This window comes from Propionivibrio soli (assembly GCF_025770765.1).
GTDB lineage: Bacteria > Pseudomonadota > Gammaproteobacteria > Burkholderiales > Rhodocyclaceae > Propionivibrio > Propionivibrio soli.
This window is the reverse complement of the sequence record NZ_JANZKY010000007.1, coordinates 243283-267374: the sequence shown is the minus strand read 5'-3', so window position 1 is coordinate 267374 and position 24092 is coordinate 243283. Positions and strand designations below refer to the sequence as shown.

General features: G+C 59.4%; 27 protein-coding genes. 15 read left to right on the top strand and 12 right to left on the bottom strand.

Annotation, left to right across the window (positions count from 1 at the left end; genetic code table 11):
* The first annotated feature begins 752 nt into the window (after positions 1-752).
* Complete coding sequence (locus tag NZ453_RS10575; protein WP_263770523.1) at positions 753-1208, top strand: hypothetical protein; 456 nt, start codon at positions 753-755, stop codon at positions 1206-1208.
* Positions 1209-1953: 745 nt separating this feature from the next.
* On the opposite strand, the gene NZ453_RS10570 is transcribed toward NZ453_RS10575, so the two are convergent.
* Positions 1954-2964 carry a PLAT/LH2 domain-containing protein gene (locus tag NZ453_RS10570; protein WP_263770522.1) on the bottom strand — a complete coding sequence of 337 codons (1011 nt, stop codon included), beginning with the start codon at positions 2962-2964 and terminating at the stop codon, positions 1954-1956.
* A gap of 558 nt (positions 2965-3522) precedes the next feature.
* Here NZ453_RS10570 and NZ453_RS10565 point away from each other — a divergent pair.
* From NZ453_RS10565 to NZ453_RS10540, 6 genes are all read left to right on the top strand, one after another.
* Positions 3523-4125 (top strand): DUF6624 domain-containing protein, encoded by a 603-nt coding sequence (locus tag NZ453_RS10565; RefSeq protein ID WP_338051156.1) that lies wholly within the window; start codon positions 3523-3525, stop codon positions 4123-4125.
* Positions 4126-4313: 188 nt separating this feature from the next.
* On the top strand, positions 4314-4682 hold the full coding sequence (locus tag NZ453_RS10560; protein WP_263770520.1) for a YbjQ family protein: 369 nt from the start codon (positions 4314-4316) through the stop codon (positions 4680-4682).
* A 97-nt stretch (positions 4683-4779) separates the two neighbouring features.
* A complete protein-coding gene (locus NZ453_RS10555) occupies positions 4780-5238 on the top strand; it encodes a hypothetical protein (RefSeq protein ID WP_263770519.1) in 459 nt (152 codons plus the stop codon).
* Positions 5239-5423: 185 nt separating this feature from the next.
* Positions 5424-6011, top strand: a complete 588-nt coding sequence (locus tag NZ453_RS10550) for a hypothetical protein (RefSeq protein ID WP_263770518.1) — start codon at positions 5424-5426, stop codon at positions 6009-6011.
* Between the two features lie 73 nt (positions 6012-6084).
* Complete coding sequence (locus tag NZ453_RS10545) at positions 6085-6702, top strand: LysE family transporter (RefSeq protein ID WP_263770517.1); 618 nt, start codon at positions 6085-6087, stop codon at positions 6700-6702.
* A gap of 15 nt (positions 6703-6717) precedes the next feature.
* The gene (locus NZ453_RS10540) at positions 6718-7902 is read left to right on the top strand and encodes a hypothetical protein (RefSeq protein WP_263770516.1); all 1185 of its coding nucleotides are present in this window, start codon (positions 6718-6720) and stop codon (positions 7900-7902) included.
* 86 nt (positions 7903-7988) lie between these two features.
* On the opposite strand, the gene NZ453_RS10535 is transcribed toward NZ453_RS10540, so the two are convergent.
* The 5 genes from NZ453_RS10535 to NZ453_RS10515 all read right to left on the bottom strand — a co-directional run bounded on the left by NZ453_RS10535 (position 7989) and on the right by NZ453_RS10515 (position 12287).
* Complete coding sequence (locus NZ453_RS10535) at positions 7989-8801, bottom strand: alpha/beta fold hydrolase (protein ID WP_263770515.1); 813 nt, start codon at positions 8799-8801, stop codon at positions 7989-7991.
* A gap of 104 nt (positions 8802-8905) precedes the next feature.
* Entirely contained in the window at positions 8906-9859 is a 954-nt protein-coding gene (locus tag NZ453_RS10530) for a cation diffusion facilitator family transporter (protein WP_263770514.1), read from the bottom strand.
* 39 nt (positions 9860-9898) lie between these two features.
* Positions 9899-11281: a sensor histidine kinase gene (locus tag NZ453_RS10525; RefSeq protein ID WP_263770513.1), complete on the bottom strand. Its 1383-nt coding sequence runs from the start codon at positions 11279-11281 to the stop codon at positions 9899-9901.
* Positions 11278-11937: a response regulator transcription factor gene (locus NZ453_RS10520; RefSeq protein WP_263770512.1), complete on the bottom strand. Its 660-nt coding sequence runs from the start codon at positions 11935-11937 to the stop codon at positions 11278-11280. Before NZ453_RS10520 ends, NZ453_RS10525 begins: the two co-directional genes overlap by 4 nt.
* A gap of 14 nt (positions 11938-11951) precedes the next feature.
* Positions 11952-12287, bottom strand: coding sequence for a PepSY domain-containing protein (locus tag NZ453_RS10515; RefSeq protein ID WP_263770511.1), 336 nt, complete (start codon positions 12285-12287; stop codon positions 11952-11954).
* A gap of 109 nt (positions 12288-12396) precedes the next feature.
* On the opposite strand from NZ453_RS10515, the gene NZ453_RS10510 reads away from it, so the two are divergent.
* The 6 genes from NZ453_RS10510 to NZ453_RS10485 all read left to right on the top strand — a co-directional run bounded on the left by NZ453_RS10510 (position 12397) and on the right by NZ453_RS10485 (position 15827).
* Positions 12397-12804: a DUF1924 domain-containing protein gene (locus NZ453_RS10510; RefSeq protein WP_263770510.1), complete on the top strand. Its 408-nt coding sequence runs from the start codon at positions 12397-12399 to the stop codon at positions 12802-12804.
* Between the two features lie 29 nt (positions 12805-12833).
* On the top strand, positions 12834-13349 hold the full coding sequence (locus NZ453_RS10505; RefSeq protein WP_263770509.1) for a diheme cytochrome c: 516 nt from the start codon (positions 12834-12836) through the stop codon (positions 13347-13349).
* A 21-nt stretch (positions 13350-13370) separates the two neighbouring features.
* Positions 13371-14141 carry a cytochrome b/b6 domain-containing protein gene (locus tag NZ453_RS10500; protein WP_263770508.1) on the top strand — a complete coding sequence of 257 codons (771 nt, stop codon included), beginning with the start codon at positions 13371-13373 and terminating at the stop codon, positions 14139-14141.
* A gap of 48 nt (positions 14142-14189) precedes the next feature.
* A complete protein-coding gene (locus NZ453_RS10495) occupies positions 14190-14357 on the top strand; it encodes a rubredoxin (RefSeq protein ID WP_263770506.1) in 168 nt (55 codons plus the stop codon).
* Positions 14354-15532, top strand: a complete 1179-nt coding sequence (locus tag NZ453_RS10490; protein ID WP_263770505.1) for an FAD-dependent oxidoreductase — start codon at positions 14354-14356, stop codon at positions 15530-15532. The genes NZ453_RS10495 and NZ453_RS10490 overlap by 4 nt, the downstream gene beginning before the upstream one ends.
* Before the next feature lie 157 nt (positions 15533-15689).
* A complete protein-coding gene (locus NZ453_RS10485; RefSeq protein ID WP_263770504.1) occupies positions 15690-15827 on the top strand; it encodes a hypothetical protein in 138 nt (45 codons plus the stop codon).
* A 59-nt stretch (positions 15828-15886) separates the two neighbouring features.
* Here NZ453_RS10485 and NZ453_RS10480 read toward each other — a convergent pair whose 3' ends face one another.
* The 6 genes from NZ453_RS10480 to NZ453_RS10455 all read right to left on the bottom strand — a co-directional run bounded on the left by NZ453_RS10480 (position 15887) and on the right by NZ453_RS10455 (position 22031).
* Positions 15887-16450 carry a hypothetical protein gene (locus NZ453_RS10480; protein ID WP_263770503.1) on the bottom strand — a complete coding sequence of 188 codons (564 nt, stop codon included), beginning with the start codon at positions 16448-16450 and terminating at the stop codon, positions 15887-15889.
* Positions 16447-17289, bottom strand: a complete 843-nt coding sequence (locus NZ453_RS10475; RefSeq protein WP_263770502.1) for an ABC transporter permease — start codon at positions 17287-17289, stop codon at positions 16447-16449. The genes NZ453_RS10480 and NZ453_RS10475 overlap by 4 nt, the downstream gene beginning before the upstream one ends.
* Positions 17286-18137, bottom strand: coding sequence for an ABC transporter permease (locus NZ453_RS10470; protein WP_263770501.1), 852 nt, complete (start codon positions 18135-18137; stop codon positions 17286-17288). The genes NZ453_RS10475 and NZ453_RS10470 overlap by 4 nt, the downstream gene beginning before the upstream one ends.
* Positions 18137-19288: an ABC transporter substrate-binding protein gene (locus NZ453_RS10465; protein ID WP_263770500.1), complete on the bottom strand. Its 1152-nt coding sequence runs from the start codon at positions 19286-19288 to the stop codon at positions 18137-18139. Before NZ453_RS10465 ends, NZ453_RS10470 begins: the two co-directional genes overlap by 1 nt.
* 70 nt (positions 19289-19358) lie before the next feature.
* The gene (locus tag NZ453_RS10460) at positions 19359-20501 is read right to left on the bottom strand and encodes an ABC transporter ATP-binding protein (RefSeq protein WP_263770499.1); all 1143 of its coding nucleotides are present in this window, start codon (positions 20499-20501) and stop codon (positions 19359-19361) included.
* A gap of 531 nt (positions 20502-21032) precedes the next feature.
* Positions 21033-22031 carry an aldo/keto reductase gene (locus tag NZ453_RS10455; RefSeq protein WP_263770498.1) on the bottom strand — a complete coding sequence of 333 codons (999 nt, stop codon included), beginning with the start codon at positions 22029-22031 and terminating at the stop codon, positions 21033-21035.
* Between the two features lie 414 nt (positions 22032-22445).
* On the opposite strand from NZ453_RS10455, the gene NZ453_RS10450 reads away from it, so the two are divergent.
* Positions 22446-23159, top strand: a complete 714-nt coding sequence (locus tag NZ453_RS10450; RefSeq protein ID WP_263770497.1) for a FadR/GntR family transcriptional regulator — start codon at positions 22446-22448, stop codon at positions 23157-23159.
* A 106-nt stretch (positions 23160-23265) separates the two neighbouring features.
* Positions 23266-24090 carry an SDR family oxidoreductase gene (locus tag NZ453_RS10445; protein WP_263770496.1) on the top strand — a complete coding sequence of 275 codons (825 nt, stop codon included), beginning with the start codon at positions 23266-23268 and terminating at the stop codon, positions 24088-24090.
* The last annotated feature ends 2 nt before the right edge of the window (positions 24091-24092 follow it).

Genomic DNA, 24092 nt, shown 5'->3' with positions numbered 1-24092 from the left:
AGAGACGGTGGCAGGTCTTCGCTTATGCCGATGGTCAGTTGGGTGAGCCATCATGATGCCCAACCCTTCCATCAACCGGACAGTCAAAAAGCTGCGCTTTTTGCCCGCCGGTTATGTCAAACGTTAGCGCTATGCGGTCCATCCTCACACGATTTACTTCGTTAATTGCCTTCCTTGTGGCAGTCCCTTGCCTGATCATCTTTATCTGGCAAACAAGCGACATCCCACGAGACCTTGCCACGCCTCTTGCGCTGAGCAAGAACTGCGCTTCCTATGGTTGGGGTAAGTCAGGCTGGGGATGCTCTGCTTTTGATGCATTCTCTATCAATCCAATTCCTACGTTAATTGCTTTGCCACTACTCTTACTTTGCGTGTTTTGGTTCATTCGAAAGAGCCCAACAGTCTTCAGGTTCGATGTCCCGTGCCTATACCTAATTGGATTGGTCTTCGTTTCCATTGGACGATTTGTTGGCTACTTCTTGACCGGCTTGGCTAAGCCTGAATATCTGTATTGGTTGGGTCCTTGGTATGTTCTTGCTGTTATCGTAGCAGTCGCTCTATTTCGCGGCGATGGCAAAGAGTCGAAAAGGAGGCACAGTGCCAACCTTGCGATGGAACGAGAGATACTTGAGAGACGCAAAGAGTTGGGGCAGCTCTAACATGGCGCTCAACCTCGCTCCTTTTGGTCGCTGGACGCTGCGCGATAAAGCCGCGCGGCGCCGGTTAGCTCTACGTTAGGCTACTCAAAAATCATGTCCGCTGAATTGTATGCAGAGCTCAAAGGCGATGTTGCCGCCGTCGCCAATCCACTGTTTGATTTTTCCGAGCAGTGCCTTAAAAAGCGTGGCAACTTTCTTCCTCACGGCGCGTACCTAGGCGCCGATGGAAAAGTAGGGTTAGTCGCAGCCGCACCAGAAAACGACATCACCAATTCAACAGAGGTATTGCCACTGTTGCATGATGGGCTGTGCGCAAGCGCGAAAGAAAAAGATCTAATCGCAATCGGTGTTGCCGAAAACGTCACGGTTACGCCAAATGGCCAGCCATCTACTGAAGCCATTAAGGTTCTGTTTGAGCACAAGCGGGGCTTGGTCGTCGCTCTGTATCTACCATTCAAAAAGAAGTTCTTGGGCGGCTATACATTTGGCCAACCTTTCACTGTTGCTGCTGCAGGTGAAGTCAATGCGTGGCCCCAGTCCGCTGCCTAACCATTCCGTCGAGAGGGACCGCCCACAAGCTGCGCTTGTGGGTTCCCTTCGCGGCTTCGCCGCTACGGCGGCCCCTCACGTCAAACGTTAGGTGCGGAGGTGGGTGAGCAGTGAAGGCCTTCACGTCTAGTCGCCGAGCCAGTGATCGAACGGTTGCCATCAAATGCCTCATCTTCCATCGGCGTAGCCTGGTGAGGGGGTCTCTTTGCCTTCGTCGGAGCGCTGGTCGAAGGGTGATCCCGCGCCAAGTCGGCCGTCGTCGCGCGTGGCGAGCCAGATTTGTGCCTTCGCTCACCCTCCGCGCTCAGTGCGGGAGGTGCCCCTGCATCGGTTCGAGCGCAGAATCACGGTCGAAAATGAAGCCCGTTGCAGCCTTGCTCATTCATAGCTCTTGCTCTGGTTCCCAGCGCCATTTGAGCCTTCTTCAGCGCCAACACGGTAGGTGCCCATTCGTTGCACCTAACCCCTCCGTCAAGGGGACGCCCACAAGCGGGCTGCGCCCGCTTGCGGGCGCCCCTTACGTCGAACGTTAGCCGTCTTGAGAGCCATGGCGCATCCGCCCGGACTATTTCAACGGATATCCTGGAACAACCCAGAGTTCCAGGTTGTTTCGCGAACGAATACGGAACCGATAGTTTGTCACTCCGACTGTAGGCGAAGAGAATGACTTTGATGGGCCGAGGCACGATGCACCGATGGAAGTATTTCTCCTTAGCTTCGTTGTCTAGCGCAGGACTGACTCCGGCTACTGACGGGCGCAGAGTACATTTTTCGTCAAGGGTGCTTGATGCCCTAGCCAAGTGTTCGCCCGGCACAACCAAGTCGCAGCAGCGGTCATGTTTTTAATCTCAATCCAGTCCAACGCCCACGCATTATTCTCCACACCATCGTCATAGCGAATTGTCACGCTGGAGACATTGCCAAGATCATCGGATACGAACGAAGCCGTCTCCACCTCTCCACGGCGGAAGTCTCCTGGCACACGCAGTTCATCAGAAGTTGCATGCGAACCCACAAACGTTACGAACACCTTTCCATCGGAGGCGGCCGCGCCGGCCTCCATGTCCCAAGTTCTAATGCTTATGAAGTAGGTCGGACGTACTGGCGGCGGCGGAGACTGGGTAATAGCCACAGAGGCCTGGTCTCTCCCATCCCAGGCAAACACAAACCGACGACTGTTAGGACCGATAGCAACGCCCTGAGTACCAAGGTTCAGGGTCATGTGGTAGTGCGTCGGAAAATCCAAGTACCGCGAGACATTGGTACGTCCATTTGAGTTCTCCAGGTAGGCAGCAATTGGCGATCGATCGAAGTCATACCCATAGTACTCAAGCAAGCGCAGCCTATTCGGGACCAACTCGGCATCCACACTCTGTGGAATGACTTGGCAAAATACGGGAAGCGTTGGGCTCGGTGTGCGCCCCTCCAGCCGGTCGAGAATTCTTAGCAGGTCTTGTTTGGCGCGATCGCGAATGAAGTCCGTTACACACATGACCTCTGAACCGGCCGCCGCAACCGCTCGCGATAACACAACGCTCACTTCGTTCCGTATTGACGATTGGGCGTCGCTAACCAACTTGTCTCGAGTTTCCTCCAAGATCTGCCGCCAGTTGGACGACTCGCTGCTAAGCTGTTCCACCGCATCGCGAAGAATCTGCTCCGTCGATGCGGGCGGAATTTGGCAGCTTGACCCCAATAGCGACAACAGCAGACAAATAAGCCCAGTCGCCCGTGCGATCCACTTCCAGCTCGGCATGATTCTCTCTCCTCCAGCGCCCAACATTGTTAATACATGGATGCATTACTGTTCAGCTGCGCTACGACGTGAAGCTTAGTGGTATGTTTCAAGCGCTATGTCAGTGTCAGTCCCCCAAACTCAACGGTAGAGCTCCTAAGTCATATACCAGCAAACCTCATCCTTCAGTCGTCTCAACACGCTTGCGCCCACCTCCCGTCTTTATTGGTCTCTCCTAGGCATGCTCCTGTAGGTCACCCCACGGTTTTAACCGCCCACGCAGCTTCCCCTTCGCAGTCATTCAGGTTCAGGCGCCGCCACAGTCTCTCCTCTTATGTATTCTTCGGCCACATTTTCCACTCTCGCGCTCGCGACGTTCAGCGCTTGCTAAACTCGACGCGTCAGCGATGTGCCGATAAACCATGTGGTTACCCAAAAAGAGTACTAATTCATCATATATTCCCTTCCCTAGAATGCAAGGTGAGTAATCTATTGTTGTAGCGTGAAGAAAGCGCGTGCAGTTGTATATCCGCGAAAAAGCCGCGCAGCGCCGGTTGTTCTACGTTACTCGATACCATCATGGCTTCGAACGCAGGGAACCTTCGACATACTCTTCTCCGTTTGCAGCACCGCGACTTGAGCATGCGCGAAGAGCTGGCACAAGACGGTTCGCTCTATCATGGCTATCACCCGCGTATGGAAGCCGTACACCGGGACAACGCAAACGAACTGCGCGAGATCATCAAACAGGTTGGTTGGCCTAACGAACAACTGGTTGGTCGTGATGGCGCGGAAGCCGCTTGGCTGATTGCGCAGCATGCGATCTCGGAGCCAGGGTTCATGCGCACTTGCTGCGAGCTGCTTGACCGCGAAGTCGCCGCAGGCAGAGTCCCCGCTTGGCAGTTCGCGTACATCTATGATCGTGTCCGGGTTTCCGAGGGGCTCCCTCAACGGTACGGCACACAGTTCGAAGTCACGCCGGACGGCCCGCGACTCTGCTCAACCGAGGACCCTGAGTCCGTCAATGCGCGCCGACTCTCGGTAGGACTTGGGACGGTTGCAGAACATTTGGTGCGACTGCAAGGAGGGCCATACCCAACCGCCGAGCAGTACCAAGCACGCAAGGCAGAAGAGAAGGCTTGGCGTATCAAAGTTGGCTGGATCGGCGCCGACGACGCCTGATTCCTCGGCCGAGGCGAGGCCCAACGGTCGGCCAATCTGCCCGCTTCCAGGCTATGCGTCTCACTCTTCCAACGTCCTGGACTGGCTTGCCGTCGGTGCCGCCTCACATCGGATGCCAGACCCGATGAAGCCATCTATACTCTTCGAGAAGCCCTGACGCCAATTACGTATCAATAAAGTCTGGAGACATGATGGACAACGCGATGATTACCACCGCCTTCGAGCTGCCCGGCTATCGGATTACGAAGAATCTTGGTGTCGTTCGAGGGATCACGGTTCGGTCGCGATCAATCGTTGGAAATTTCTTCGGCGGCCTTCAGTCATTGTTCGGAGGCAACATCACGATCTATACGGAGCTCTGCGAACGTGCACGTTCAGAAACCTTTCAGCTCATGCGACAGCACGGTCAATCGCTAAGAGCCAACGCGATCATCGGAGTGCGCTACGACGCTACAGAACTGATGGCCGGATTAACTGAAGTTCTTTGCTACGGTACCGCTGTGGTCGTTGTTCCCATTGAAGAACCGACCTCCGTCCTCGGGAATCGCGAGGTCTGACCTACTATTTCACCCAACTCGCGCGATCACGCGCGTAGGTCCTCGAATTCAGATGTTAGTCCTCGCTGTGCAAATCTCTTCACCACGGGAGATAGTCATGAGTGCATGGTCAATATGGACGATAGTTGCGATAGCAGGCGTCTTGGTGGTACTGCTGATCTCTGGGCTATTCCAGCCTTCTCACCTAAGTATCACGTACGACGCCGACTCATTCTTCCAGGTACGGAAGCTCTTCTTCGCTGCCGGCGTCCTGGCGGTCTTGGCCTTCATACTCTTGCTCTGCGTCGCCATATACGCGTCGCTAAGCACGCAGAATCCCGCGAACCCCGCAGGGAAGGATATCTTTGATACGATGGTCAAGGTAATCCCTCCGATTATGACGCTCGTTCTCGGCTACTACTTCGGACAGCAAAGCGTCGTCCAGTCGACGCTCAACCAACCATCTACAGTTCAGGCCAAAGACATAACGAAGGATCAGGGAAGCACCCAACAGAAGGGGGGCGTGAGTTCATCACCACCTGCGCCTGAGGCTACCGTAAGCCCCGCGAGCAAGTAACGGCGTTCCACAGTGGAGCCTAATTCTTCACTCGAATCGACCCGCTCCGGAAAAGCCCACTGACCGTCACGAGCCGCTTATCATGTTGATCCCGCCTGCCAGTGGCGCTTGCTTCTATGGTCGGTTCAGCTCAAGTGTTGGGGCACAACGTGAAAATCCCGGCAAAACAAGCGGCACTCATCGCCGTGAAGCTTCTTGCTCTGTACCTAGCGGTCCCTTTGCTTTGGGTCGACCTGATCCTGATCTACACAGGGGTACCGCGTTTTATCTTTCTTGAAAGAGCGTTTGTTCTGTCCGTTCTTCTCGTTGTCTTGGGGGCGGCGGCTATTTCAATACGCTGGCGCTCAAAACTGCCCATGCTATTCGCTGTGCTGTGCGTATCGTATAGCTTGGCCTTCATAGGCGCACCGCCCTACTCCGTTGCACTGGTCGGCCTATTGATGCTGGTTGCCGCAATGCACTTTGTTTGCGCCAATCGCTTTACCGAACAATTGCTCGCGGCCGCTCCGATTGTCACTGGTGCATGGCTTTTCCTGACCTTGATCTATCTGCCGATTGCATTCGGTTGGGCAAACTACGCTACCGGACGAATGAGCTATTTCGCGTCGGTCATTGAGGGGATCGGGTCGGTTAAGATGCAGCTTGTTCAAGCCTTGATGGTGATGCCGCTGATGGTTATGTATTTCCTTGCGAAGAAGGGATATGTCGCTCTCTTCGCATGGGCACGGTCACTATGCGTCACCGCGGCTTTCCGCCGGACGCTGCAGAGATAACCGCACACCGTCGGTGAGTCAAACCGCATTCCACACGCCCTTTGCGGCGCTATAACCCCGTAATGGAAAAAACATGATCGAGATGCTAGCCGTCGCCACAATCACGATACTTGCCGTCATCAGCCCGGGGGCGGATTTCGCCATGGTGACGCGCAACAGTATGGTTCTGTCGCGCCGTGCCGGCGTACTGACCGCCACGGGAATATCCCTGGGCGTGCTGGTTCATGTCGCTTATTCAATGGCGGGCATCGGGCTTCTGATTTCGAAATCGATCCTGCTCTTCAACCTGATCAAATTCATTGGCGCGGCCTACCTGATCTACCTCGGCGTCACGATGCTACGGGCGAAAAAGGCCGATCCGGAACAGGTGGTCAAGGTTGCCGAACCGCTGTCCGATCTCGATGCGCTGAAGATCGGCTTTCTGACCAATGCATTAAACCCCAAGACGACGCTGTTCGTTGTTGCGTTGTTTACTCAAGTCATTAGCCCAAGCACGCCGTTCGCGGTGCAACTAGGTTACGGCGCCTTCATGTCCCTGGCCCATTTTTCCTGGTTTGTCTTGGTCGCCTACGCGTTCTCTTCCGATGTCGCCAAGCGTTTCGTTGCAACCTCGAGGCACATCGTCGAGCGCAGCATCGGCGCCGTGCTTGTAGCGCTCGGCCTCAGCCTGGCGGCGTTCTCGATGAAATGAACGTGCGGATGAACTGTGGCGATTCAGGGAACGCCCACGTGGCATTTCGTCAATGTCGGATGGATAATTCCTGTACCCGATCTGGAGGAGTCACTCATGCGCATGGGCAAGCAGGCTCATTGGTATCTTCGCTGGCCGTTGTTTCTGGCCTATCTGGTGGGTATCGCGTCGCCCGCTGCCGCCTTCCAGCTTTCCCCGTCAGGAACGCCTCTCGAAAGGCATCAGGTAAAGGTTAATGCGGCTTGGTATCAGCGTTACACGACTAACGTCGCCTCTTGGGGTGTCTATCAATTCACCCACCCCGTTCATGAGGAAATCACTCAGTACATTTTTGGCTGCGATATTGACGAGGAAGGCTGCTCCGACCCGACCATGGAGTTCGCACCTAACTCCATCCTGGCCGGCGTCAGGTGGAACGACGACCCCCCATTCAAGCTGAATTCCACGAGCATTCCCGAATGCCGAGCGGAACAAACGGTTCGGGTCGTTACCCAGCCGATCTGCTGGTACAAGTTATTCAAGCACGCCGAAGCCCGCTCGAAGACGACCTTCTTCGACGGAAAATCGAAACGCTGGAACATGATGTATCGCTCCCATTTTGGCGACCTGCAGTTTCTCCATGCCATGGCATCGAAGGATGGCGAACCTGCCGCCGTCACTCGCGGGCGCATCCTGATGTGGGCGGAATTCTCGTGGGGCGTGGCCACGGGACAGATCCCGAGCGCCACGCTGCTCGCCAACGTCAAGATCGATGATTTCGAAGAGTTTTTTGGCAACTCGGGGCAAGACGTTCTCACGCTTTATACTTTGGGCAACTCCGCGCTACGCCGGAACATCCGTGATATGGCGTTCGGCAGCCTGCTCCATCTCGTGGAAGACAGCTTTGCCTTCGGCCACGCCGATCGGGCGCCGCCCGTTGCCGGAGCAACCTGCCCGGAATCAGAGCTGCCGCACCCGGGAGTCATTCGATCGTTCCGCTCCTACACCAACCAGGACCACAAGAAACACGGCCTCCATGATTCGCGTGATTCGTATCGAGCACGACTGGAGATGAAACCCAACGTCGTCGACGTCGGCAAGATCCTGGTGGACAAATACGATCGCCAGGAACCCTGGAGTTCCGTGGCCGGGTATTTCCAGTGTCTCTTCGACCTTGAGAACGATAACCAGCCAGCCTCAGCGGGCGACGGGCTCAGCTAAGCTGATGTTCGTCAGGTTTCACGGATCGCATCCGGTGGCTTATCGCTCATTGACCACAAGCGGCCACGTGAGAGCCGTGCTCGCCGTCATGTAACGAAGTGGTTGATGGCGGCGATCACTTCGTCCGGCGCGCTCACATGAGGCAAGTGCCCCACCGCATCGATGACCGCCAACTGGCAATCAGGGATATGGGCTTGGATGTACTCGGCCACGCCCAAAGGAACGAAATAATCCTGCCGAGACTGGATCGCCAACGTCGGAACGCGCACCTTGCCAAGATCGGCCCGGTGGTCGGTCTGCAATAGCGAGCACAGGACGGTCAGCATCATCTCGGGCGGAATGCGGGCAAGAGTTTCCGCAAATGCGTTCGCGAGATGAACCTTATCGGGGGTGGCCATGGCCAGCGAAGCCAACCGCTTCGACCAATCGAGATAGTCGTGCTGCAGTGCCGTATAGGTCGCGGCGATGTTTTCTTTGCTGAATCCGCCTCGGTAGCCCTCGGCATCCGCGTAGCGCGGCGAAGCGCCAATCAGAACCAGCCGGCTGAATTGGAGAGGCGCTTGAATTGACGCCAGGAGCGCCGCCATTGCGCCAAGGGAGTGGCCGACAGCTATCGTGTGTCCACCCAATTTGAGCGCAGTGCAGATTTCGAGCAGATCAGCCGCGTATCCGCTCACGTTCAAGTAGCGATATTGATTCTCGCGGAAATAGGCCTGATTCGACGCTACGGAACCGATGTGATCGAAGAGCACCAGCCGGTAGTCGTCCGCGAACGCCGGGGTCAGGCGATTCCAAAAGCTCTTGTCATAACCCAGGCCGTTGACGAAAACCATCGATTTCGCGGCCTTGAGGTTTCCAGCCACCGTCACGTTATTCAGCGCTAACGGGTCAGTGGCCATGTACCCCTCTACTCTTGGTGTTCTTGAGGAAATTCTACCGCCCCCAAAACGACTTTCAACCCAGGTCAATCATTCCTGCCGCTCGCGGCCGAAGCTGGATTCATTCAGCCTTCCCGGTGAGCAATGGACAGATGGTCCAGATCCACTCGATGCCACGGATCGACGTGCGTCATCAGATTCAACACGCGATGCCGCTGCATGACGCGACCGCGCGCTTTCACCGCAATGTCGTGCCCTTCTTCAACACTCAAGGTGGCATCAACTTCGAGATGCGCGTCGACTACGATCAAGTCACCCATCTTTCGCGTGCGGATGTCATGAACGCCTTGCACGCCTGGCGTTTCCTCCAAGGTTCGGCGGATGGCGGCGACTTCCTCGTCCTCGATCGCCCGGTCCATCAGGTCGTGCAAGGCGTCCCAGGCGAACTCCCAGCCCATCTTGGTGACCATGAACCCGACAATCGCCGCGGCGATCGGATCGAGTATGGGGTAGCCCGCAAGGTTGCCCAGAATACCCAAGGCCACGACGAGCGACGACGCAGCATCCGAACGGGCGTGCCAGGCGTTGGCGACAAGCATGCTCGACTTCACCCGCTTGGCGACAGCCAACATGTAGCGAAAGAGCATTTCCTTCACGAGCAGCGCGCCACCCGCAACCCATAACGCAGCGACATGCACCGTCTGGACGGAGTGCGGATTCTCCAGTTTCAGAAACGCGGACCACAGCATGCCGAGTCCCACGGCAAGCAGGAGCGCGCCGAGCACCAACGAGGCTGCCGTCTCGAACCGATGATGGCCGTACGGGTGATCTGAATCTGCGTCCTTCTGGCTGTGGTGGTTCGCCACCAAAACCACGAAGTCAGCCACGAGATCGGAGAGCGAATGGATACCGTCGGCGATCAACCCCTGCGACTTGGAGAGGAAGCCCGCCGAAATCTGCGCGGCGGTGAGGATGAGATTGACGGCGACACTGACCCAGGTGCTCTTCGCTGCCGCGGCGGCGCGCTCGGCCGGATCATGGCTGGGTTCTTCCTTATCGTCATACGGTTCGGGAAGCATCAAGCGCACTCCTCTTAGTGTCGATATGGCTTTGAAACATCAAGCCGCCGCAGGAAGCGACAGACAGGCTCTCAAACCACCGGCGTCGCTCGCCTCCAAGGTAAGCCCACCGCCGTAAAGCTGTGCCAGTTCCACCACGATCGCCAAGCCAAGGCCACTACCTGGGCGGGACTCGTCGAGACGCACGCCGCGCTGCAGCACCGCCTCCCGTTGCTCGGGTGCAATGCCGGGACCATCGTCGTCTACCGTGATACGCAACCAGCTCCCATCGCGCCGGGCCGCTACCCGTATTTCCGAACGTGCGCTCCGACAGGCGTTGTCCAGCAGGTTGCCCAGCATTTCCTGAAGGTCCTGCGCCTCACCCGCAAAAGCGAGGTTCGTGGACAGCTCGCCGGTGCCCAGGTTCAATACCCGATCGGCATGCACTGCCGCCATCACACGCAGAAGGCCGGCCAGCAGCGGCTGCAATGGAGTGCGTTGCCCCGGCAGGTGTTGTGTTCCCGCGGCGCGTGCGCGCGCCAAATGCCACTGGATATGGCGTTGCGCCACCTCGACCTGCTCGGCCACCAGCGCGCAGAAATCAGTACCGTTGGACTGCTGCGCCGCGCTGCTCAACATCGCCAGCGGTGTCTTCAGCGCATGGGCCAAGTTGCCCGCCTGTGTCCGTGTGCGGGCGACGACTTCGGCATTGCGGTCGAGTACGCTATTGAAATCGTCGATAAGCGGCTGCACCTCGACCGGGAAACGACCTTCCAGCCGTTGCACGCGGTTCTCATGCACACGTTGCAGGGCACGCTGCATCGCCTTGAGCGGGGCCAACCCCACCGCTACTTGGGCCAGCGCGGCGAGTGCCAGCAGCAGGCCCAGCCCAGCGAGCGAGGCGGCCAGTACGCCGTTGAAGCGCTCGACGGCATCCGATACTTCGCGCGTTCCGGCGGCCACGACGAGGCGCCAACGCACCTCCGGCTGATCGGCAACGCGTAGCGCACGCTCGACCACGCGCAACGCCTCACCTTGAGGACCGTTGCCCCGGTGGGTGTGAAGTTCGCCATCCGCCAACGTATCGGCATGCAGGGTAAGTTGGGTATCCCAGAGCGAACGCGAACGCAGCACGCCGCTGCGCACCTGACCATCCGGACTCAGGCGATCGACTTGCCAGTAAAGACCGGAATACGGTTTATCCCAGCGCGGGTCGGAGAGCCGGCGCGGGTCGATCTGCGGCTGGCCTTGCGCGTCGAATTCCAATCGCGCGGTAAGTTGGTCGAGTTGCCGAATCAGCGCCGTGTCGAACTGCTGTAGTACGTGGTCACGGAACAATCCGCCGAGCCACCAATAGGCGCCAACGAGCGCCAGCATCAGTGTCACCAGCGTTGCCGCCAGCAGACGCAGGCGCAACGAGCCCGACCATCGCCAGTTCTTCATGACGCGGCGATTCGGTAACCCAGGCCGCGCACGGTTTCGATCAGCCCCGAAGGCAGCTTCTTGCGCAGGCGTCCGACGAAGACCTCGATGGTATTGGAGTCGCGATCGAAATCCTGTGCGTAGATGTGTTCGGTCAACTCGGCACGCGACACGACGGCGCCCGGCCGATGCATGAGGTAGTCGAGCACTTTGTATTCGTGACTGGTGAGCGTCACAGGCTGTCCGGCCAGGGTGACGCGGCCGCTGCGTGTGTCGAGAGTCAATTCGCCGCACCGCAACACCGGCGAGGCCTGGCCCGCCGCACGCCGAATCAGCCCGCGCAGCCGGGCCAGCAGTTCTTCCATATGGAACGGCTTGGTCACATAGTCGTCGGCGCCAGCGTCGATACCCGCCACCTTTTCGCTCCAGTTGTCACGCGCCGTCAGGATGAGCACGGGCATGGCAAGCGAGGCGTCGCGCCAGCGCTTGAGCACCGACAGCCCGTCGAGCAACGGTAGGCCCAGATCGAGTACCACTGCATCGAAAGTCTCCGTCTCGCCAAGAAAATGAGCATCGCGCCCATTGTCGGCCTCGTCGACCGCATAGCCGGCTTCGACCAGGGCAGCACGCAATTGGGCGCGCAAGATCGGCTCATCTTCGACTAGCAGGATTCGCATGATTCAAAAGCGTATCAGGGACGACGTTCGCGCACACGACGCTTGAGTATTTCACCGGTACTGGCGTCCACTTCGAGCTTGAGCAGCCGGCCACCCGCTTGCAGCAGCTTGACTTCGTAAAGCCAGCACCCGCCATCGTGCTCGTCGCGTTCCAGTTCGACCTCCAGCATCTGCCCAGGCTGCTCCCGCTCCAGCCGCTCCAGCACGGTTTTCAAGGGCAGCACTTGCCCGGACTGCACGGCGGCGCGCGCGCGGTCCTGGTCGCTGTCGGCATAAGTCGGCGCGGCAGCCAACAACACCGCAAGGGCCGCGGCCAGCAAAAGCACAATGGTTGAAAGCGCGCGTTTCATAGCGATCATTGTCCTACCGGCCGGATGAATGGCAGATGAACGGGTGATTCAGATTCCATTCAAGCACGGGAGCCCATGCTGCGCACACTGCATTCAACGGAGCTCCATCGTGAAAACCCGTCCGCTGACCTTCGCGCTTCTAGCCGCCGCGCTGTTCACGAGCTTCGCTGCTCCCGTCATGGCGGGCGATACCACGCCAGCGCAGCAACTGGCGTACTGGACCAAAGAGGCTGGTGCACCAGGCAACGCCGCACGGGGGCAAAGCTTCTTCGGGACACCGCACGGAGGCGAATGGTCCTGTTCCTCCTGCCACGGCATGCCCCCTGTAAACGAGGGTAAGCATGCCACGACCGGAAAAGCGATCGCCCCGCTGGCGCCGGCTTTCAATCCCAAAGCGTTTACGGACACCGCGAAGATCGACAAATGGTTCCGTCGCAACTGCAAGGACGTCCTCGCGCGTGAATGCAGCGCTTCCGAAAAAGCGGATGTGCTGGCTTATCTCAACAGCCTCAAATGAACCGATTCTTGAATGGACGGATGCCCGATATGAGCCGTACCTCGCGCTTCTCCTCGCTGACGCTAGCCTCGGCGATCGGCCTGTTATCTGTCGGAGTCGCATTGGCCGACGGAGGCCGCGCGATGCCACAGCCGGTGCCGCCACCCTACATTCAGGAGTGCGCGTCCTGCCACACGGCCTATCCACCCGGACTACTGCCAGCGCGCTCCTGGCAACGCATCATGGCCGGCCTGGATCGGCACTACGGCACAGACGCCTCGCTGGACGCCGCCACGACGCAGCAACTCGACGCCTGGCTGCAAGCGCACGCCGGGACTTATAAACGCGTGACCAGCGAACCGCCGGATGATCGCATCACGCGCTTGGCCTGGTTCGAGCGCAAGCACCGCAAGATCGAATCCGCCGTGTGGGCCCTGCCGAGCGTCAAGAGCGCGGCCAATTGCGCGGCCTGCCATGCGGGCGCGGATCAGGGCCGTTTCGACGACGACAACTTGCGCCTGCCCGCCGGTTTGACGCCGCCGCAGCGCCAAACCTGGCAGGACTGATACAAGCGAGGCCCCTTCATCATGAACACTTCACACTCCATCGAGCTTCCCGCCAACGGCAACGCCACGGCATCGGTTCCCCGCCGGTTGGTTACCGATGCGCCGACGCGCATGTTTCATTGGCTGTTCGCATTGAGTTTCATGGGAGCGTATCTGACAGCCGAGAGCGAACACTGGCGCCTGCTGCACGTGACGCTGGGATACACGTTCGCCGGCCTGTTCGGCTTTCGCCTGCTCTACGGTTTGTTTGGACCGCGTCAGTCAGGCCTGGGTCTGCTGTGGCGCAAACTCGGGGCCGGCCCGTCTTGGCTGCGTTCGTTGCGAGCCACCGGGCCGTTCGGTAACGTCAATTGGCGGCAGGGCCAGAACTTCGTCATGACGTTTTTCATCGTTCTCATGCTGGCGCTCGTCATCCCGCTCACGCTCAGCGGATACGCCACCTACAACGAGTGGGGCGGCGACTGGCTCGAAGAAACTCATGAGTTCTTCGCCAACACCTTCCTGATCGCCGTGGCGGCACACCTCGGCTTCATCGCGCTGCTGAGCCTGCTGCGACGCCAGAACCAGGCCTTGCCCATGCTTACCGGGCGTCTGCCCGGCGCAGGCCCTAGCCCGGTACAGCACAACCGGCTCTGGCTCGCCGTTGTGCTCCTGTTTGCCGCGCTCGCTTTCGGTGCCGGGCAGTGGCAGAGCTCACCGCGCGGACTGATTCCGGGGATGGACCGCGGCTCGGTGCTCAATACTCCCGGGGCCGGCGCTACGCATCACCGCGGACACGACGATGATGACTGACCGTCGATCTCCGCCCCCCTTCACCGAACACGTTACTGGAGCCTTTTCATGAAAACTTGGCTATGCGTGGCTTGCGGATTCATCTACGACGAGACGGCCGGCCGGCCCGAAGACGGCCTCGCGCCCGGCACACGCTGGGCCGATGTACCGGACAACTGGCATTGCCCGGAGTGTGGCGTGGGCAAAGCCGATTTCACGATGGTTGAGGTCGGATGAGCGATCCGCACCAACGCGCAACTCGCGGAGCTTCCGCCCTGGTGATCATCGGATCGGGCTTGGCCGCCTGGTCGCTGGCTCGCGAGTTCCGCAAGCTCGACGCTCGAATGCCTGTCACGCTCATTACTCGCGACAGCGGCGACTATTACAGCAAGCCGATGCTGTCGAATGCGCTGAGCAACGGCAAGACGGCGGCTCAGCTCATTTCGGCTACACGCTCGGCCATGGCCGAGCAGCTTGATGTAAACGTCATGGCATTTACCCAGGTGACAGCGATCGACCCCATAGCCCACACCGTGTCCACGACGGGCGGCACTGTGGCTTATCGACGACTCGTGCTGGCGACCGGGAGCGATCCGCTGCGTCTATCACTACAGGGCGACGCGGTCGATCAAGTGCTGTCGGTCAACGACCTGGCGGACTATGCCCGTTTTCGGGAGACGCTCGCGAACGCCGAACGCGTGACAATCATCGGGGCTGGCCTGATCGGCTGTGAATTCGCCAATGATCTGGCTCGCGCGGGATATCTCGTTGACGTCGTGGCTCCCGATGCGCAACCGCTTAGCCGCCTGATTCCCCCGGAAGTGGGGGCACGGGTACGTGATGCGTTGTCATGCGAGGGCGTACGCTTTCGTCTAGGCGTATCGGTAAACGCCGTCTACGAGAGCGGCCAGGGCGTGCAGCTGGAACTCGGCGACGGTGAGCGGTTAACCACCCAGGTCGTGCTATCGGCTGTGGGTCTGCGACCGCGCACGGATCTGGCCAGGACAGCAGGCTTGCAGACGAACCGCGGCATCGTCGTCAACCGCCAACTGCAATCCAGTGAGCCGGACATTTATGCCCTGGGCGATGTCGCAGAGGTTGAAGGACAACTGCTGCCCTTCGTCATGCCGCTTCTTCAGTCCGCCCGAACATTGGCCGCGCACCTCGCCGGCCAGGAGGCGACGCTGCGTTATCCCGCCATGCCGATCGTGGTCAAAACACCGGCCATCCCTGTGGTAGCTTCGCCTCCGGCCACCGGCGCCGCGGGTACGTGGACCGTCGACTCCGATGCCGAAGGGATCGTCGCTCGCTTCGCTGACGAGCACGACAACCTGCTCGGCTTCGCCCTCACCGGAAAAGCTATAGCGCAAAAAACGGCATTCTTGAATGCCCTCCCTCCAACACTGGCCTGATCTCGCTCGCGGCCCGTCTGCCGAAGCTGAATGCCACCACAACGCGCGGTTCATGATTCGTTCAGCGGCTGTTCCACACAATACGATCACGCTTCGGCAAACGATCCCGCTCGACGGGAACGAACCGACGCATTCACGTCGTTGGAGGAACAAACCGATGAAACTTCGCGAAACTGTGTTTTTCAAGCAATTGGTTGCCGTCATCGCCGGCACTTTGTTCGTGGTGTCGAGCTACGCCTTTGTCTCGATTCCCCTCACGATCGCAGCGGCCAACTCAACTCAGCATCTGACTTGAGTAAGACGAGCGATAGAGGCGAAACGGCATTGCCCATTCGCCTCGCACCCGCCACGCCTTCATTTACCGGAAAAGCGATACTCCCTGAGAACCTGCCACTTATCGATCGGGACATCCTTCGACGAGCGACAGACGGCAATCCGGTCGAAGACGATTTCCTGACCGGCAAACGTGCGCGCCAAGCCGTCGCGCAAGCGGCGCGTTTCATCGTCGGCACTCCCGTAAGCCAGACTAAGGTGCGGGAATGGGGAGAGGCCGACAACCGTCCGACTCAGATTCTTGGCGAATTCCTGCATGGTGGGGAAGGCTGGCTGGTCTACAAAACGCAGGTAGAGACAGCGAAAAAAATGCTCACTGCACTCGACGTCTTTCACCCGCCAGCGCTGTAGCGGAAGCATGGTCGCCAATCGAGTGAGCGACCCGTCCAGGTCCTCGGCACTCCATGACAGATCGCCCTGTATCGTGACGTGAGGCGCAAAGGGCGGTTCGCCGAGCAATGGCGAGAGTTCGGCGATCGTCTTTCTCAGTTCCTCTTCCTGTGCCGCTTCGGGAAGCAACCATATCGAGCATTCCGCGTTCATTTCGTGTTGTTCCTGTTCCTTGACGGCGATGGCGTCTTTCACTTCCCGACGCTCGCCAGCACGTCGGCCTTCAAGAAGCGTTCGACGAAGAGCATGAAGAGGATCGAAGGCACGAGCAGCAGCAACGCCGTGATCGACGCGATCTGATAGTTCCCTTCGAGCGCGGCATTGAGCATGGTGAGCGGTAGCGTGCGTATGTCGGGAACCCCGACGAAAAACGTGCCCGAGAATTCGTCGAGCGAAATCAGAAACACGAAGATGGCGCTGGCCATAAGGCCGGGCGCGGCAAGCGGCAGGGAAACGGTCATGAACGCGCGCAGCGGTGTGGCGCCGAGATTGCGCGCGGCCTCGACCTGCTCCTCGCCGATCGCGGCAAAGGCGGCCGAGGCGATCCACACGGCGAAGACGAGGCCCTGGATGGCGTGCACGAGCATCACGCCCCAGATGGTACCGGTCAGCCCGAACCCATAAAAAATCCGCGCGATGTTCATGTGCACCGCGACCGTGGGGAATGCCTGCGGCAGCAGAAAGAAAAGCAGGAACAGGCTGCGCAGCGGCAAGCTGCGCTTCGAGAGCGCGTATCCGGCGGGAATGGCGAGCACGAGGCTGAGCGCGACCGTTAAACAGGCGATGACCATGCTCGTGTAGAGCGCTTTCATCGCACCGGCTTCGGGCCGGAACACTTTCGTCCAGAACGCGAATCCCCAACGCAACGGCAACTTGGCGGGGAAGTACCAGGCTTCGGCCACGGTCCAGATCAGCATGTTGAGCAGCGGACCAAAGACGGCTGCGGCAAAAAGCCCAATCAACGCATAGCGAACCAATGTCCCGACGACGCCGGGTATCTGGTAACGCGGGAGAGGATATTGACTGAGCGTCATGCCGGTTTCCCTCCTTCGCGTACGCCCTGCCGCAGGTAGAACCACGCCGCCGCGCCGCTCAAGGCAAACGAGATAAAGCCCAGCGCGTTGGCAACGCCGTAGTCGCCGTACGAATTGACCCGCCACGCCATGTCGACGGTGATCATGGTCGGCGTGCCGGCGATGATCATCATCGGCACCGACAGTGCGGAAAGCATGGTGACGAACGACAGGATGAGGCTCACCCAAACCGTCGCGCTCACCTGCGGAAGGACGATTTCAATCAGGATCCGCAAGCGCCCTGCGCCGAGCCCGCGCGCCGATTCCATCAGCGATCGATCCATCGACGCCATGGCGCCGGCAATCAGCAAGGCAGCGAACGGCAGCTGTTTCCAGACAAAAGTGACGACGACGCCGCGCCAGTCGAGAAGGCTCATGGCGTTGAGCGGCTCGATGAGCCCAAGCGACATCAAGGTGTTATTGAGCATGCCACTCTTGGCGAGGAAAGTACGCATGAGCTGTGCGGCGACAACGAACGGAATGAACATCGGCCAGCGGTAGATCCAGCGCAGCACCGCGACGGCACGAGGATTCTCACCAAGCGTGAGGTAGCCGGCGACCGCCACCGCAAGCACGCCGACAAGCGCCGTCGACAGCAGCGTGACGCCGATCGTCAGCGATACGTCGGCGCCGTAGAGAGCAAACGCCTTGGTGAAGTTGCTAAGATCCCACCCGCCCGTACCTTCGTTGCGAAAGGCATAGGCGAGCGAGAACAGCAGCGGATAGACGAACAGCAGCCCCACCATCAGCAAAGCCGGCAGCAGCAGGGCTACGAGCGGAAGATTCTTGCGCAGGCGGGGCGTATCCATCAGTTTTGCACCTTGGCTTCGTATTGTTCGCGCATGTCCTTGAAGAACGGCGCCAGCGGGAAGGGCTTGGCATTCTTCGCCAGGTCTTCCGGCGTCACATCGACGAACAGCTGGTTCCAGGTCTTCGTATCGAGTGCCGGCTTGACGACGTTGGCATCGATGCCCGGATACCAATTGAAGCGCTTGACGATGCCTTCAGCCTGTACTTCGGGGCTCGTCGCCAGCGCGATGAACTTCTTCGCCAGCTCGACGTTCTTCGCCTTGGCCGGAATCGCGTAGTAGTAAGGCTGCCCGGGCATTCCCGGCGAGAGGATCTTGAGTTTCAGGTTCGGCGCCAGGCGGCCTTCGGCCTTCCACGTTTGGAACATATCCACCCACACCGGGCCCATGGCGATCTCGCCGCGATTGAGCATGTCGAGCGTGCCCGCGTTACCCGGCGTGAACACCACCTGCTGGTTGAACGCCTTCAGTTCGGAAAACGCCTTGTCCCAACCGGCCAACGCTTTCTGGTCGTACGGCCCCTGCTGGATGACCTCGGGGTTGCCGCCGTAGGCATACATCCAGCCGACGACGAAGGCCACGCCCGACATGCCACCCTTCAGCCCGTTGTAGCCGAAACTCTTCGGGTTCTTGGCGACGAAGGCGCGCAATTCATCGAAGGAGGACGGCGGCGTCTTGATCAGATCCGGGTTGTACGCGAGGGCCGTCTGGCTTTCGAACATCGGCATTACGTAACCGTCGACGTTCACGCCGAGCGCCTGCTTGGCCGACTGGCTGATGGCGTATTTGCCGGTCGGAATGCTGTCGCGGTACTTCATCAACAAGCCTTCCTTGACCATCTCGCCCGTCTTCTGCTGGTTCGGGACAATGACGTCGGTATCCCATACGGCAAGACCCGCGTTCTTCTGCGCCAGCAGTTTTTCCAGCATCTTCTGCGAACCGGCGTCGTCGGGGCCGGTCCCGACCACGCTCACCTTAACGCCCGGATTCTGCTTCTCGAATAGCGGGCCAAGATAGTCGGTCACATAGTCGACCATGTTCTGCGACCCGCCGCTGATGACATTGAGCGTGACTTGCGCATTCGCGCTTCCCGACAATACGCCCAGCGTCATAAGGGCTGAGACGACCAGCGTTCGGTGCAACCGTTTCATAGTTCTCTCCTTCGGAGTTGAGTGCTGCCGTGCTGCAAATGCAGTCGTCGCGAGGCGTTGGGGTGACGGCTCAGGACGGCCGCGGGACTTCGGTATTCCCGGGGCGGACGAAAACGTGCAAGGCCGAAACAGGGATGTTGATGGTGGCGGCATCGCCGATCTGTGCCGGCCGCGGATGGTCGATGAAGAAGTGGCCGCAGTCGGTCTTGATCTCGCAGCGATAGCCGCCGCCGAGGTAGCTCGCCTGGGTAATCGTGCCGGGAATGCGCAGGCAGTTGTCCGGCGCGTCGCCCGCCGCGCCGAGCGATGCCATCTCACTACGGAAATGCACTTGCACCGGACCGGCGGGAACCGAAAACGCGTTTTCGTCGAGGCGGACGGCGACCTGCGGCGTATGCGCGAGACGCAGGGTCATCGAGGCCGCATCACGAATCGTCTCGCATGCGACGATGTTCTCCGCGCCCATGAAGGACGCGACATACGGTGTCTGCGGCCGCTGGTAGACCTCCTCCGGCGAGCCGATCTGGGCGATCTTTCCCTGATCGAGGATGACGACCTGATCCGCCATCACCATCGCCTCCTCGCGATCATGGGTGACGAGGATTGCCGTCACGCCGAGATGACGCTGGATCGAACGGATCTCGTGTCGCATCTGCAGGCGGATACGGGCGTCGAGGTTCGACAGCGGTTCATCGAGCAGCAGGATTTGAGGCTCCACGGCCAAGGCCCGTCCCAACGCCACGCGCTGGCGCTGGCCGCCCGACAGCTCGGTGACCGAGCGATCGCCATACCCTTCAAGACCGAGCATGGTGAGCAAGGCGTCGACGCGGCGGCGGATATCTTCACGCGGCACACGGCGCAGCTTCAGGCCATAGCCCATGTTCTGCGCCACGCTCATGTGCGACCACAAAGCATACGACTGGAAAACCATGGCCATGCCGCGACGTTCCGGCGGCTCGTTCTGGATGTCGCGCCCGTTGACGGTGATCGAACCGCCGCTGGCCGGTGTAAACCCCGAGAGCGTGCGTAGCAGCGTGGTCTTCCCGCAGCCCGAAGCGCCCAACAGCGCGACGAAACTGCCCGGTGTGATCGCCAGGTCGATGCCCTTGAGTACCTCGTTACTCCCGTAGGCCACCCGCAAGCCGCGTAAAGAGATGATTGGTTCCGCCCCCATCGTTCCCCCCGATTCATTGCCGCCGACTACCGTTCGCATCTTGTTCGCCGTTCTTTTCGTAGATTGCACACCTGTCCAATGCCGACAGCGTGGCAGACGAAGGTTACGAACCGGTTACAGGATGCCGCTCTTGCCCACGATCTGCGATTTGACCGACCTCAACTCTGTTGCTTACGCCCTCTTTTATCCCTTTATAAAAAAGGATTTAGCGCCTAATTTTGGCTTTTTTCAACTCCCTGCCCGAGTCCTATCATTCATGCACCGCTCTTCTAGACCGCTTCTGCACTCTGTTTTCTTGATGTTAGAAGACGAAGCACACGTGTGCAATGCTTTCAGAACGAATTCGCGAAAAATAGTTCCGAAATCGAACCGTATCAGAAGAAATTTACCAAAACACGCGGTTGAGGAGGACTGCAAGCATTTGCGGCAAGAAGCCACACAGTTCCACCCAAAGAGGACGCGCGCGTCCTCCTCAACCGCATTTTGAAGCCGGGCACAACCTCACGTGCTGCACACCGGCCGCATAGGCGGCGGTATAAGCAAGCCCGTAGCCATAGCTCGCCGACCGCGTTACCAGAGGTGATGTACGCTTGGTTTGATCAATCGCTCGTAGACGCCAGCCACGGCGTCCATCTCCGCAGGCGTTAGCGGGCGCAAGTCGGCGGCGGCGAGGTTGGCTTCGATCTGTTCGACGCGCGAGGCTCCCGGAATAACCGTCGACACTTCCGGGAACATCAATACCCACCGCAGAGCCCACGCGGCGAGGCCGGGTTGCGGAGGAAGGATTGCCTTGAGCGCCTCGACGGCGGCAAGCCCCTGACCATAATCGACGCCTGAAAACGTCTCGCCCTTGTCGAATGCGGCCCCTTCTCGATTGAAGGTTCGGTGATCATCCGCGCCGAACGTCGTGTCGCGTCCAAACCGCCCGGTCAATAGGCCACTCGCCAGCGGCACGCGGGCGATGATGCCGATATCGCGGCGCTCCGCCTCGCGGAAGAACAGATCCGAAGGACGGTGGCGGAACATGTTGAAAATGATCTGGACCGTGGCGACATTCGGGTACTCGATTGCTTTCAATGCCTCCTCGACCTTCTCCACCGACACGCCGAGTTGGCGGATCTTGCCCTCGGCCTTCAGTGTGTCGAACAACTCGAATATTTCCGGACGGTAATAGACAGGCGTTGGCGGACAATGCAACTGGATCAGGTCCAGCGCCTCCAGGCCCGTGTTGCGGAGACTATCTTCGACGTAACCGCGCAACGCAGCGGGTGTGTAACCTGCATCAATGTGCGGGTTGATGAAACGACCACACTTGGTAGCCACGTAAACCCGGTCACCATGCCGCGCCTTGACACGGCGGACGACGCGGCCGACCGCCGCTTCACTGGCTCGGTTGCCATACACGTCGGCCGTATCGATGAAATTCACGCCGCGTTCGATCGCTCCCTCGATGATGCGCTCGGCCAGCGCGTCGTCGAAAGGCTCGCCCCAGCCGCCACCGACTTGCCACGTACCGAGGGAAACCGACGATACGTTGTATCCCGTCTTGCCCAGTCTTCTGTATTCCATGTCGTTTCCTCCGTCAGATGCGCCGCTCCGGTTGTGACCGGTGCGGCCTTCAGTATCTCGCGGAGTGACGGACCCGAAAAGCGCCGTTCAGTTGCATGCCTGGTCGCCCCTCAGCCGCAAACGACGTCCAGGAAAGAGAAAGAGAAACCGGCCATTTGTCCCCGCGTAAGACCCCGCTTCAACGACGTTCTTGACGAAAGATCTGGACTCCAGACCCTCGCCAACGGCCGAGACTTACGTTTCGGACCCTCGACAAAGCTTGACGAACAAAACGTAACCAACTGTTTTACCTGGAATACAAGAGCAAAAAGGGTGGCGTACGGCAAGAAATCGATTGACCTCGTATCGGAACCAGCGCTAATCTTTCGCCCGACAGCATGACATCAGACAATCTGACAAAATAACGGGACGGGCATGGAACCGATCAAGCGCGTGTCGCAAACTGACATGGTGGTGAAGGAACTGACAAAGTTCTTCTTGACGGATGCGATCAAGGAAGGCGACAAGCTCCCGACCGAGATGGATCTGTGCGATCAATTACGTGTCGGCCGTTCGACGGTACGCGAAGCGATCAAGGCTCTGCAGGTGATGGGCTACGTCAAGATCGAGCCGGGGCGCGGCGCCTTCCTCAAGCGCAAGACGCTTGAAACGCCGGTGCATCGGATTCTCTCGTGGCTCGGCAGCCGCAAGACCGAAGTAGCCGACCTGATCGAAGTGCGCATGCAGCTCGAGCCGCTCGCCGTGCGCCTCGCCGTGGAACGCGCCACCGACGAAGACATCACGCAGATCGACGCCATCCGCAAGGAATACGAAGCCACACTCGCTTCCGGACCGTTCACCGAAGCCATCGGCGAAAAGCTCGGCGACCTCGATGCGAGGTTTCACGGAGCGATCGGCGAAGCCTCCCACAACCTACTCCTGATCGACCTGAATAACCTCGTCATCGAGGCGTTCAGAGATTTCCGAGAACGGACGTTCCGGGTGGAAACACACGCCCGCAACGCCGTGGGGCCGCACCGGAAAATCGTCGCCGCCTTGCAGAAACGCGATTCGGCTGGGGCCCAGCGCTACATGAAGAGCCACCTGTTCAAGGCGCTGGAGGACATGTCGCTCGGCGCTGGCCAATAGCGCCCTACCCGTCCGACGACGACACGAAACACCGAGAACCGTAGCCGGCTACCCTGGCACTGAAGGGCTCTCGCAACGCAACAAGAAAGGAAAAGAAAGGTATCCAATGAACCGCAAAGACGTCTTCGACCTCACCGACCGCATAGTCGTCGTTACCGGCGCCCTTGGCCAGATCGGCCGCCAGTTCGCCCTGGAACTCATCGACCGCGGGGCGCGGGTCGCCATCTTCAACCGCCGCATCCCGGATGAAGCAGTATTGCGTGAGCGTTTCCCAGTCGATACCGGACGCGTCATCTTCTGCCCCGTAGACATAACGAAAAAGGCCTCCGTGAAAGCCGGCCTGGAGCAAGTGGTCGCCAAATGGGGCGTTCCGCACGTGCTGGTGAATAACGCCGGCCTCGATACGCAGCCGAGTGCCCCGCCCGAAGTCTCCGGTCCGTTCGAGGAATTCCCGGAAGATGTGTGGCGTGAAGTGCTTGAAGTGAACATGACGGGTACCTTCCTGTGCTGCCAGGTCATCGGCGGCGCAATGGCCCGCGAAGGGCGCGGCTCGGTGATCAACATCGGTTCGATCTACGGCATGCTCTCGCCGGTTCAGGACATCTACGCCTACAAGGCGGAAAAGACCGGCACCCCCTTCGTCAAACCGGTGGCTTACTGCGCATCGAAGTCCGGCCTGTACAACTTCACGCGTTATCTGGCCACGTACTGGGGCCGTAAGGGCGTGCGCGTCAACATCCTCACGCCGTCGGGCGTGCGCCGCGACACGCAGGACAAGGAATTCCAGACCAACTATTGCCAGCGCATGCCGATGGGCCGCATGGCAGAAGAAGACGAATTCAACGGCGCGCTCGTTTTCCTCGCGTCCGACGCATCGCGCTACATGACGGGCTCCAACCTCGTCGTCGACGGCGGCTGGACGGCTTGGTAAAC

What these genes read in the sequence shown, in the direction of transcription:
- NZ453_RS10470 (WP_263770501.1), bottom strand. Translation starts at nt 18,137, where the DNA reads ATGGATACGCCCCGCCTGCGCAAGAATCTTCCGCTCGTAGCCCTGCTG.
- NZ453_RS10575 (WP_263770523.1), top strand. Translation starts at nt 753, where the DNA reads ATGTCCGCTGAATTGTATGCAGAGCTCAAAGGCGATGTTGCCGCCGTC.
- NZ453_RS10450 (WP_263770497.1), top strand. Translation starts at nt 22,446, where the DNA reads ATGGAACCGATCAAGCGCGTGTCGCAAACTGACATGGTGGTGAAGGAA.
- NZ453_RS10455 (WP_263770498.1), bottom strand. Translation starts at nt 22,031, where the DNA reads ATGGAATACAGAAGACTGGGCAAGACGGGATACAACGTATCGTCGGTT.
- NZ453_RS10445 (WP_263770496.1), top strand. Translation starts at nt 23,266, where the DNA reads ATGAACCGCAAAGACGTCTTCGACCTCACCGACCGCATAGTCGTCGTT.
- NZ453_RS10535 (WP_263770515.1), bottom strand. Translation starts at nt 8,801, where the DNA reads ATGGCCACTGACCCGTTAGCGCTGAATAACGTGACGGTGGCTGGAAAC.
- NZ453_RS10485 (WP_263770504.1), top strand. Translation starts at nt 15,690, where the DNA reads ATGAAACTTCGCGAAACTGTGTTTTTCAAGCAATTGGTTGCCGTCATC.
- NZ453_RS10565 (WP_338051156.1), top strand. Translation starts at nt 3,523, where the DNA reads ATGGCTTCGAACGCAGGGAACCTTCGACATACTCTTCTCCGTTTGCAG.
- NZ453_RS10500 (WP_263770508.1), top strand. Translation starts at nt 13,371, where the DNA reads ATGAACACTTCACACTCCATCGAGCTTCCCGCCAACGGCAACGCCACG.
- NZ453_RS10495 (WP_263770506.1), top strand. Translation starts at nt 14,190, where the DNA reads ATGAAAACTTGGCTATGCGTGGCTTGCGGATTCATCTACGACGAGACG.
- NZ453_RS10460 (WP_263770499.1), bottom strand. Translation starts at nt 20,501, where the DNA reads ATGCGAACGGTAGTCGGCGGCAATGAATCGGGGGGAACGATGGGGGCG.
- NZ453_RS10570 (WP_263770522.1), bottom strand. Translation starts at nt 2,964, where the DNA reads ATGCCGAGCTGGAAGTGGATCGCACGGGCGACTGGGCTTATTTGTCTG.
- NZ453_RS10560 (WP_263770520.1), top strand. Translation starts at nt 4,314, where the DNA reads ATGATGGACAACGCGATGATTACCACCGCCTTCGAGCTGCCCGGCTAT.
- NZ453_RS10545 (WP_263770517.1), top strand. Translation starts at nt 6,085, where the DNA reads ATGATCGAGATGCTAGCCGTCGCCACAATCACGATACTTGCCGTCATC.
- NZ453_RS10515 (WP_263770511.1), bottom strand. Translation starts at nt 12,287, where the DNA reads ATGAAACGCGCGCTTTCAACCATTGTGCTTTTGCTGGCCGCGGCCCTT.
- NZ453_RS10475 (WP_263770502.1), bottom strand. Translation starts at nt 17,289, where the DNA reads ATGACGCTCAGTCAATATCCTCTCCCGCGTTACCAGATACCCGGCGTC.
- NZ453_RS10555 (WP_263770519.1), top strand. Translation starts at nt 4,780, where the DNA reads ATGAGTGCATGGTCAATATGGACGATAGTTGCGATAGCAGGCGTCTTG.
- NZ453_RS10530 (WP_263770514.1), bottom strand. Translation starts at nt 9,859, where the DNA reads ATGCTTCCCGAACCGTATGACGATAAGGAAGAACCCAGCCATGATCCG.
- NZ453_RS10465 (WP_263770500.1), bottom strand. Translation starts at nt 19,288, where the DNA reads ATGAAACGGTTGCACCGAACGCTGGTCGTCTCAGCCCTTATGACGCTG.
- NZ453_RS10505 (WP_263770509.1), top strand. Translation starts at nt 12,834, where the DNA reads ATGAGCCGTACCTCGCGCTTCTCCTCGCTGACGCTAGCCTCGGCGATC.
- NZ453_RS10490 (WP_263770505.1), top strand. Translation starts at nt 14,354, where the DNA reads ATGAGCGATCCGCACCAACGCGCAACTCGCGGAGCTTCCGCCCTGGTG.
- NZ453_RS10525 (WP_263770513.1), bottom strand. Translation starts at nt 11,281, where the DNA reads ATGAAGAACTGGCGATGGTCGGGCTCGTTGCGCCTGCGTCTGCTGGCG.
- NZ453_RS10520 (WP_263770512.1), bottom strand. Translation starts at nt 11,937, where the DNA reads ATGCGAATCCTGCTAGTCGAAGATGAGCCGATCTTGCGCGCCCAATTG.